At 36.2% G+C, this 9,378-nt stretch carries 10 protein-coding genes; 9 read left to right on the top strand and 1 reads right to left on the bottom strand.

Annotation, left to right across the window (positions count from 1 at the left end):
* Positions 1–170 precede the first annotated feature (170 nt).
* The 7 genes from ACW9JY_RS10025 to fabG are packed head-to-tail and all read left to right on the top strand — an operon-like array spanning position 171 to position 5,993.
* Positions 171–803: a TetR/AcrR family transcriptional regulator gene (locus tag ACW9JY_RS10025; protein WP_457284265.1), complete on the top strand. Its 633-nt coding sequence runs from the start codon at positions 171–173 to the stop codon at positions 801–803.
* Positions 804–857: 54 nt separating this feature from the next.
* Positions 858–2,090 (top strand): beta-ketoacyl-ACP synthase II, encoded by a 1,233-nt coding sequence (gene fabF, locus ACW9JY_RS10020; protein ID WP_457284264.1) that lies wholly within the window; start codon positions 858–860, stop codon positions 2,088–2,090.
* Positions 2,091–2,104: 14 nt separating this feature from the next.
* Positions 2,105–2,953 (top strand): DegV family protein, encoded by an 849-nt coding sequence (locus tag ACW9JY_RS10015; protein ID WP_457284263.1) that lies wholly within the window; start codon positions 2,105–2,107, stop codon positions 2,951–2,953.
* A 5-nt stretch (positions 2,954–2,958) separates the two neighbouring features.
* Positions 2,959–3,378 (top strand): 3-hydroxyacyl-ACP dehydratase FabZ, encoded by a 420-nt coding sequence (fabZ, locus tag ACW9JY_RS10010; RefSeq protein ID WP_457284262.1) that lies wholly within the window; start codon positions 2,959–2,961, stop codon positions 3,376–3,378.
* 16 nt (positions 3,379–3,394) lie between these two features.
* Positions 3,395–4,348, top strand: a complete 954-nt coding sequence (locus tag ACW9JY_RS10005; protein WP_457284261.1) for a nitronate monooxygenase — start codon at positions 3,395–3,397, stop codon at positions 4,346–4,348.
* A 3-nt stretch (positions 4,349–4,351) separates the two neighbouring features.
* Positions 4,352–5,227, top strand: coding sequence for an ACP S-malonyltransferase (gene fabD / locus ACW9JY_RS10000; protein WP_103065529.1), 876 nt, complete (start codon positions 4,352–4,354; stop codon positions 5,225–5,227).
* Between the two features lie 19 nt (positions 5,228–5,246).
* On the top strand, positions 5,247–5,993 hold the full coding sequence (gene fabG / locus ACW9JY_RS09995) for a 3-oxoacyl-ACP reductase FabG (protein ID WP_103065528.1): 747 nt from the start codon (positions 5,247–5,249) through the stop codon (positions 5,991–5,993).
* 55 nt (positions 5,994–6,048) lie between these two features.
* Here fabG and ACW9JY_RS09990 read toward each other — a convergent pair whose 3' ends face one another.
* Positions 6,049–8,223, bottom strand: a complete 2,175-nt coding sequence (locus ACW9JY_RS09990) for a sodium-translocating pyrophosphatase (RefSeq protein ID WP_103065527.1) — start codon at positions 8,221–8,223, stop codon at positions 6,049–6,051.
* Between the two features lie 275 nt (positions 8,224–8,498).
* Between ACW9JY_RS09990 and ACW9JY_RS09985 the strand changes: the two genes are divergently transcribed.
* Entirely contained in the window at positions 8,499–9,116 is a 618-nt protein-coding gene (locus tag ACW9JY_RS09985) for a cyclodeaminase/cyclohydrolase family protein (protein ID WP_103077812.1), read from the top strand.
* 22 nt (positions 9,117–9,138) lie between these two features.
* On the top strand, positions 9,139–9,360 hold the full coding sequence (locus ACW9JY_RS09980) for a hypothetical protein (protein WP_457284260.1): 222 nt from the start codon (positions 9,139–9,141) through the stop codon (positions 9,358–9,360).
* Positions 9,361–9,378: the final 18 nt, after the last annotated feature.

Raw genomic sequence — 9,378 nt, 5'->3', positions numbered from 1 at the left:
CAACAAAAAATCTCTGTAATACCTTTTTCATCATCTCTTCAGTCTATTCTATCAACCATATTTGACAAGGAGCCCCTTGAAAACTTGAAATAGATTTTTTGTTGTGGTATAATCTTATGAAAGTGATGACCTTTGGTCATTTTTATTTTATTAGTATGAGGCGAAATAGTTTGGAGAAGAAAAATAAAGAGGAAAAGATGAATCTAATAATGAATGTAGCAGAAAAAATTTTTGTGGAAAAAGGTTATGAGGAAGCTACAATGACCGAAATTGCAAAAAGAGCTAATCTTGCAAAGGGGACGTTGTATTTGTACTTTTCAAGCAAAAAAGATCTATATTTTACCTCTGTTGAAAGGGCATTATCTACTTTACTCGCCTCAATTATTAAAAACTTTTCCTCTTGTAAAAACGGTTTTGAAAAGGTTGTATCAATGGGAGAAACATACGTGTCTTTCAGCCTTGAATATGTTGATTATTATAAATTGATATTGAATTATGAAACTTTGGAAGTTCATTTCGATGATAAAGATCCCCATGTGAAGAAGGCATATGAAAAGAGTGAAGAGATTTTTAAATTATTAGTTAGCTCGGTTGAAGAAGGAATAAAAGATGGTTCAATAGACGAAAGATTAGAACCTATAAAGATTGCAATGGTTTTGTGGAGTGAGATAACTGGAATGGTTCAGCAAGTAAGCCTTCGAGAGACATTGTATCAAAAATGGGCGGGGTTGAAACCTCAACAAATATATGAGTATTACATAGAAGTAACAAAAAAGATGTTGACTGCTTCATCCTTGTCATAAATCTATCATAAGAACTTTAACAAATCAATAAAATTACAGTCAGGAGGTATGTGGATGCATAAAGTCGTAATAACTGGAATGGGAACAGTAAACCCAATAGCAAAAAACACACAAGGATTTTTAGAAAGTTTAAAAGAAATGAGAAGCGGCATAGATAAAATAACTCAGTTTGATCCCTCGGATCATAAAGTTAAAATAGCTGCTGAAATAAAAGATTTTGACCCTCAAGAGTATCTGGATAGAAAAACAGCCAAACGTTATGATAGGTTTTTGCAATTAGCTATTGCTGCCTCAGATGAGGCTATTGAAGATGCCGGGTTGTCTCAAGATGAAGATTGGAGAGAAAATGCTGCAGTAATAATAGGTTCGGGGATAGGTGGTTTTAAAACGTTGTATCATGAGTTTGGAGTCATGAACGAAAAAGGTCCGAAGTATGTTAGCCCTTTTTTAATACCAATGATGATTGCCGATATGGCAAGTGGAGTTGTTTCTATAAAGCATAAATTAAAGGGACCAAATTTTACTACGGTTAGCGCTTGTGCTTCAGCTGTCCATTCAATAATAAGTTCTGTGATGTTGGTAAGGAATGGAGAAGTTGATGTGGCCATAACTGGAGGTTCCGAGGCGGTTATTGATCCTATGCCAATAGCGGCTTTTGCCAATATGATGGCTCTTTCTCAAAGAAATGATGAACCACAAAAAGCATCAAGACCTTTTGACAAAGATAGAGATGGGTTTGTTATGGGAGAAGGAGCTGGTATATTAGTTTTAGAATCAGAAGAACATGCAAAGGCAAGAGGAGCAAAGATTTATGGATATATAGCAGGATATGGAATGACAGGTGATGCTTACCATATTAGTCAATCTGATCCAGAAGGTGAAGGTGCTGCAAGGGCAATAAAGAACGCCTTAAAAATGGCTGAATTAGATCCTTCGAAGGTGGATCTTATAAATTGTCATGCCACTAGTACTCCTGTTGGTGATAATTCAGAAGTAAAAGCTATTAAAAAAATATTCGGCGAATTTGCCGATAAGCCGTATTTACAATCAACTAAAACTTTAATAGGACATACTTTGGGAGCTGCTGGTGCAATTGAATTAATAGCTTCAGTCATAGAAAGCCATAATCATTTTGTTCATGGAATGCCAAATTTAGAAGAGCCCGATGAAGAGATGAAAACACTTAATATCCCAAGAGAGACTCAAGACGCTAAAGTGGACGTAATTTTAAAGAACTCCTTTGGGTTTGGAGGACACAATGCGTCTTTAATTTTTGTTAAATCATAAAAGGGGGCACAATTATGCCTAAAATAGGAATAGTAACCGATAATACCTGTGACATTGATCCAAAACAATTAGAAGAAATGGGGATAGGATGCGTTTCATTGTATGTAAAGTGGAAAGATAAGTTTGAAAGAGCTGTGGATATTGATGTAGACGACTTCTATGAGTTTTTAAAAACATCTGACTATATACCTGCCACTTCACAGCCCACGCCTCAAGATTTTGAAGAAGTATATAAAAAAATGTTGAAAGATTACGATGAGTTAATATCTGTCCATCTTTCAGGAAAACTGAGTGGCACGTATAATTCTGCTAGGATAGCTGCTCAAAATCTCGATGAAAAAAGGATCCATATAGTGGAAAGTTATGAAGCGACGTGGGGATTAGGTTATTTAGTACTAGAATTAAAAAAACTTATAGACTCAGGAGATTATAGTATAGAAGATTTGAAGAGTTTCGTGGAACATTTTCAAGAAAAAGTAAATGTATATTTTACCGTAGGAAGTTTAAATTATCTTGCAAAAGGTGGAAGAATAGGGAAAGCAACCGCCTTTGTGGGAAGTATGTTAAACATTAAGCCATTGTTAAAACTAGATAATGGTGAAATATTGCCCGTTAAAAGAATTAGAGGATACAATAAAATAATGAAAGAGCTTAGCACATTGGCAATGGAAGAAAAAGGCAAAGGAGAGTTAAAGAATATAACCGTTGAACATACAGGGAGCTTGAAATTAGGTGGCGATTTGTTGGATGAAGTAGTTAAATTGGGAGTCCCGAGGGAAAAGATCATCTTTGAACCGATGGACATAATAATAGGTATGCATTTAGGACCTGATTCCGGTGGAATAGTAACTACATGGGAGTGAAAATTATGAATATAGAGGAAATAATGAAAATATTGCCCCATCGCTATCCTTTTTTGCTTGTTGATGGGGTATTAGAGTTGAATGAGGAAAAGATCAAGGCTTTTAAAAACGTTAGTATTAACGAGCCTTTTTTTCAAGGTCATTTCCCAAATTATCCCATAATGCCGGGAGTACTTATTGTTGAGGGTATGGCTCAAACCGCCGGGTTATTGCTTCTGAAAGATATGGATGAGAATGTAATTCCTTTATTTACAGGTATAGATAAGGCACGATTTAAAAAAGAAGCAAGACCCGGAGACAAGCTGATATACGATTTAGAGATTCTACAGAGGAAAGCAAACATGTTCAAATTAAAGGGAATAGCTACTGTTGAAGGACAGGTATGTGCCCAAGCAGAAATAATGGTAGGTATCAAAAAGAGTTGAAGATGGAGGTGCTGATTTGGAACCAGTAAAAAATAGAGTTACTGACTTATTGAAAATTAAATATCCCATATTAGAAGGCGGAATGGCATGGGTGGGTACTGCAAAATTGGCTGCGGCTGTTTCTAATGCTGGCGGATTAGGAACTATAGGTTCTGGAAACATGGATGCAAAACTTTTAAAGAAACAGATTGATTCAATCAGAGAAATGACCGATAAACCTTTTGCCGTGAACGTTATCATGCTTAATCCTCATATAGACGAAGTCATAGATCTCATAATTCAAGAAAAAGTTCCGGTTGCTATTTTGGGGGCTGGAAATTCTAGCAAATATATTCCTATGCTTAGAGAAAATGGGATAACAACCTTAGCGGTAGTTTCCTCAGAAAATCTAGCTTTGAGGTTAGAAAATGCAGGGGCGGAAGCTATAATAGGTGAAGGAATGGAGTGTGGTGGACACATTGGAGATGTAACTACTATGGTTTTGATTGCAAAGCTTTCCAGCATGTTGTCAGTTCCTGTAGTAGCGGCAGGTGGAATTGCTAACGGCTCTGGTGCGGTTGCTGCTTTATCCTTGGGAGCAGAAGGTATTCAGATGGGAACTCGTTTTATAGCTACGTATGAATGTGAAGCCCATGAAAATTACAAAGAGAAAATAATAAAGGCGGGGATTAGGGATACTATAATCACAGGTCAGAAAATGGGTCATCCAGCTCGCATAATAAAAACAAAATTCGGTAAAAAAATAGCGAAGTTAGAAGCATCATCACCTGAAGAAGCTGAAGAAGCTTTGGTAGGTAGCCTTATGAAGGCTTTCTTGTATGGTGATGAAGAAAGTGGGTCTTTCATGGCAGGGCAATCCGCTGGTTTGATCGATGAAATAAAAAGTGTTAACGATGTTATTGAAGATGTAATGTCGTATATTTTGAAAAATTATGACTTAGAAAATAATGTCGATGAAAGGAGGAGATAAGTTTTGCGATGTTTTGTTTTTACAGGACAAGGATCCCAATACCTGGGTATGGGAAAGGATATATTGGAAAAAAAGCCTGAATATGAATTGTATTTTGATAAAGTAAAAAATAAGATTGGATTGGACATAAAAAGTATAATATTTGGGACTGATGAAAAAGAGCTTACCTTAACCCAAAATGCCCAAGTCGCTATACTCACAATTAGCTATATGAAATATTTGAATGCTTTAGAAGAAGGCCTCAAACCTGATGTGGTAGCTGGTCATTCTTTAGGAGAATGGACAGCACTTTTAGCCGCAAAAATGATCGATTTTGAAGAAGCAATTGAAGCGGTTTATTATAGGGGATTGTACATGAGTGAAGCCTTTGAACCAGGAAAAGGCGGTATGGCAGCGGTAATAGGTATGGATTTAAATGAGATTGAAAAAGTTTTATCCAATTATCCAAACGTCCAAATAGCCAATTACAATTCTCCCTCACAAGTTGTAATAAGTGGGGAAATGGAAGAACTTTTGATCTCTATGGAAAAGCTCAAGGAAGAAGGAGCCAGAAAGGTTGTTCCGTTGAATGTAAGCGGTCCGTTTCATTCGAAATTTCTAAAAGATGCAGAAGAAAGGTTAAGAAGAAGAATTGAGCATATAGAATGCAAAAAGCCAACGGTTCCCATTGTTCAGAATGTAACGGCAAAGTTTGAAACTGATCCTGATATCATAAAGGAAAATGTAATAAAGCAAATAACTTCACCTGTTAGGTGGATAGAATGTGTTGAGGAATGTGTAAAAAACGGTGTGGATGAATTTGTTGAAATTGGACCAACAAAAGTGCTCACAAAATTTATTAAACAAATAAATAAAAACGTTAAACTACTTAATATATAAAAAATCGGGGGTGTTCCCTTTGAAATTAAATCAAAAGATTGCAATCGTAACAGGTGGCTCTAGAGGAATAGGAAAAGAAATATCAAGGAATTTCATAAAAGAAGGAGCCACCGTAATAGCGATCGCTGTAGATGAAAGACCTCAAATAGAAGAAAACGAAAAAAGTGATTTTCCAGAAGATAGGTTCATTTATTACAAAGCAGATATAACTGATTTTAGTACTGTTAGTGAAATTGTGACTCAGATATATAACAGATACCAAAAAATAGACATATTAGTAAACAATGCCGGAATGGCAAAAGATAACTTCTTGATTATCATGAAAGAAGAGGATTTTGATAAAGTAATACAAGTAAATTTAAAAGGAACATTTATAATGACAAAAGCAGTTGCAAAGATAATGAGAAAACAAAAGTTTGGCAATATCATAAGCATGGCAAGCGTTGTAGGTATTGAAGGTAACATTGGCCAAACTAATTATTCAGCAGCAAAAGCAGGTATAATAGGAATGACAAAATCTTGGGCGAAAGAACTTACAATGAAAGGAGAAAATATCAGAGTAAACGCCATAGCACCAGGATTTGTTAGAACAGGAATGACAGAAAGTTTAAAAAAAGAATTGATAGAGTATGTTGTAGAAAATACGTGTTTAAAACGATTGGGAGAACCTCAAGATATAGCCAACTTAGCCGTATTTTTAGCCAGTGATGATTCTTCCTTTATAACGGGACAAGTTATAAGGATAGATGGTGGATTAAGAATTTAATCATAAAGAATAAAAATCCCGAGGCTGTACATTAAATGACCTCGGGATTTTGTTTTCAAAAGAGATGATACACTTTAAAGATTGAAACAGTTATAAGCGCCGTTACCGACATAATCTTGATTAGTATATCCAAAGAAGGACCAACAGTGTCTTTCAAAGGATCTCCAACTGTATCCCCCACGACTGTTGCCTTATGGGCATCCGTACCTTTTCCTTCTCCTTCGACGCCCCCGGCTTCTATTCTCTTTTTAGCGTTATCCCAAGCACCTCCAGAATTGGCAGAAAATATTGCTAACATAACACCACTAAGAGTAGTACCTATTAAAAGTCCTCCTACAAAGTTTGGCCCGAGTAAAAATCCAGAAATTATAGGCGTTAATGTCGCAATGAGGGCAGGGAATTTTATTTGACTTAGCGAACCTTCACTACTAATCCTGATACATCTTTCGTAATCGGGGTCTGTCGTTCCCTCCATCAATCCAGGTATTTCTTTAAACTGTCTTCTTACCTCATCAACCATCTTGTTAGCTGCATTTACTACGGCATTTATTAGAAAAGAACTAAAAAAGAAAGGTAGTGCAGCACCAAAAATAGCTCCAGCTATTGTTCTAGAATCTATCATGTTCAAGATCAAGATATTTTCTAAATGTCCTACTCCTCCATCTCCAGGACCGGCTTGAGAATAAATAAAAGATGCAAAGAGAGCTAATGCCGCTAAGGCAGCGGAACCGATAGCAAAACCTTTACCTATAGCAGCTGTTGTGTTCCCCACGGAGTCTAGTTTATCGGTTATCTCTCTAACCTCTGGCGGCAATTTTGACATTTCGCTTATCCCACCAGCATTATCTGCGATTGGACCGTACGAGTCAACTGAAACCGTTGCTGCAACGAAAGAAAGCATACCCATAGCGGCCATTGCTACCCCATACAATCCTGCTATTTCAAAGGATACAAGGATTCCTAACATCAAAAGGAAAACAGGCAACAGAACGCTTTCCATTCCTAATGCTAATCCCTTTGTAATTACAATAGCCGGACCACCTTTGGCAAATTCGCTCAATTCCTTTGTAGGATGGTATGCATCATTGGTGTAATATTCTGCTATAAGCCCCATGAAAATACCATCTATTATACCGATGACAGCTGCCAACCAAGGTGAGAAGTATCCCAATCTGAAGCCGATATTTTGAAATTCTGTAGCACTAATGCCTCCCAAATAGAAAAAGCTAAGGAAAAAGGTTATAATTAAAGTTAAAAATGCCGATGTCATCAAAGAGATATTTAAATCTCTATGAGGATCATCGGAAGGCTTTTTTAAGATTATATACAATATCCCAATCATCGAAGAAATTAATCCTAGCGATATAAAAAGTATCGGATAGTAAGTTAATCTCATAGTTGCATCATAAGAAAGGTTTTGAGGTCCCAAAAGGAAATGAGAATACAATATTAGAACTATAGATGAAATTACGGCACCTACATAACTTTCCAACAAATCAGCCCCAAGTCCTGCAACATCTCCAACGTTATCTCCGACGTTATCAGCGATAGTCGCGGGATTTCGTGCATCATCTTCCGGTAGAGCTAATTCTGTTTTTCCAACTAAATCTGCTCCCATGTCTGCAGCTTTTGTGTAAACTCCTCCTCCAACCCTATCAAACATAGCGATTATTGAGCATCCAAGAGCGTATCCTGAAACAGTCATGGTGAAAGGAATGTAATTTATTCCCAACCAGTTGACTTTTATTACCAAATTTTCTGCAGAAAGCTGTCCCAGCCAATTTCCAAAAATAATGTATACTAAAAATAAACCTAATAGAGCCAATCCAGAAACGCTGAGTCCCATAACGCTTCCGCCTTGAAATGCAACTTTCAAAGTTTTTCCTACACTTTTCTCTGTTCGAGCCTTATTGCTAACTCTGACGTTAGCGTAAGTAGCTATTTTCATACCTATGTATCCAGCAAGGGCACTCATAAAAGCTCCCATTACAAAAGCGACTCCAACATACCATTCTACCACGATACCTAAAGCTAGAGCGATAAATATACCATAAATTGATAATACTTTAAGCTCATGGTTAACAAAGGCGGAAGCACCAATTCTAATAGCCTTTGCAATGTGTTGCATCCTCTCCGTACCTTCATCTAATACAACGACCTGTCTAAAGTTAACACTAGCAAAAATTAAAGCGATAATAGGAACTATTGCCAAAATCCATAGACTACCCACTGTTTCACCTCCGAAGTGTTGTGAGATTTTAGTTATAACACATTACCCCATTTTATTATATCATTTTCTATTCGAAAAAATAAGTTTTAAAAATAACAATTAAATGTGATTAGGAGCAATTAAACGACTTTAGAAACAGTTAGAAGGATATTTCTTCCAAATGGTATATATTGTTTTTTAAATCACTTTTGATAAAATAGATAACAAAGAGCAGCATTTTTAAGGGGAATTTATATATGTATTGTGTTAAATATCACAAAAAAGGAGGAGTTAATTTGTTATCTGATATGAGTTTAAAAGAATTTTTAGAAAAGCTTTCGTCCAACGAACCAGCTCCCGGGGGTGGAAGTGCAGCGGCGCTAGCGGGTTCTATAGCAGCTAGTTTGGGATGCATGGTAGCAAATTTAACTATCGGCAAAAAAAAGTACGAAGAAGTTGAAGAAGAAATGAAAAATTTGAAAGTAAAATTCGAGGAGTACAGAGACAAATTTCTTCAGCTCATGGAAGAAGATGCCGAAGCTTTCAACGAGGTAATCGAAGCCTTAAAACTTCCAAAAAGTACTGAAGAAGAGAAAAAAGCTAGAAATGAAAAAATCCAAGAAAAGACAAAAAAAGCCACACTTGTTCCTCTACAAATAGCCAAAGATGCGTTGGAAGTCATGGAACTTTCGGGGGTTACAATAGAAAAAGGTTATAAAATGGCTAAAAGTGACGCAGCTATTTCCCTTGTAATGGCTAAAGCAGCTGTTGAGGGTGGATTATACAATGTAAAAATAAATCTTCCATCGATTAAAGACGAAGATTTTCTAAGAGACATTAACAGTCAAATTGAAAAAATTGAGGGAGAAGCAAACACTCTTGAATTAAGACTGCTTTCTAAAGCTAATATATAATAAATAAAGGGGGTGGAACATAATGGCCGGAAAAGAAAATTTAAGAGAAGAATTAATGAAAAAGAAGAAAACTTTAGAGGCACAGAAAAAATCTATAGAAAAGTACATGGGCCCTCATGAACATGATGAATCTCTTGAAAAAGAATGGGAAAGGATTAACCAAGAGTTAGAGCAAATAGAAAAACAGGTTCTCTTCCAAAAAGTGTGGGTAGAAAAAATGAAATATGAACAAATGATTAAATAATCTGGTATCATGTAAGAA

This window comes from Petrotoga sp. DB-2 (genome assembly GCF_054051725.1).
Note: the sequence above shows the minus strand (reverse complement) of the source record. Positions and strands in the feature narration are given on the sequence as shown.

What these genes read in the sequence shown, in the direction of transcription:
- ACW9JY_RS10015 (WP_457284263.1), top strand. Translation starts at nt 2,105, where the DNA reads ATGCCTAAAATAGGAATAGTAACCGATAATACCTGTGACATTGATCCA.
- fabZ (WP_457284262.1), top strand. Translation starts at nt 2,959, where the DNA reads ATGAATATAGAGGAAATAATGAAAATATTGCCCCATCGCTATCCTTTT.
- fabF (WP_457284264.1), top strand. Translation starts at nt 858, where the DNA reads ATGCATAAAGTCGTAATAACTGGAATGGGAACAGTAAACCCAATAGCA.
- ACW9JY_RS09980 (WP_457284260.1), top strand. Translation starts at nt 9,139, where the DNA reads ATGGCCGGAAAAGAAAATTTAAGAGAAGAATTAATGAAAAAGAAGAAA.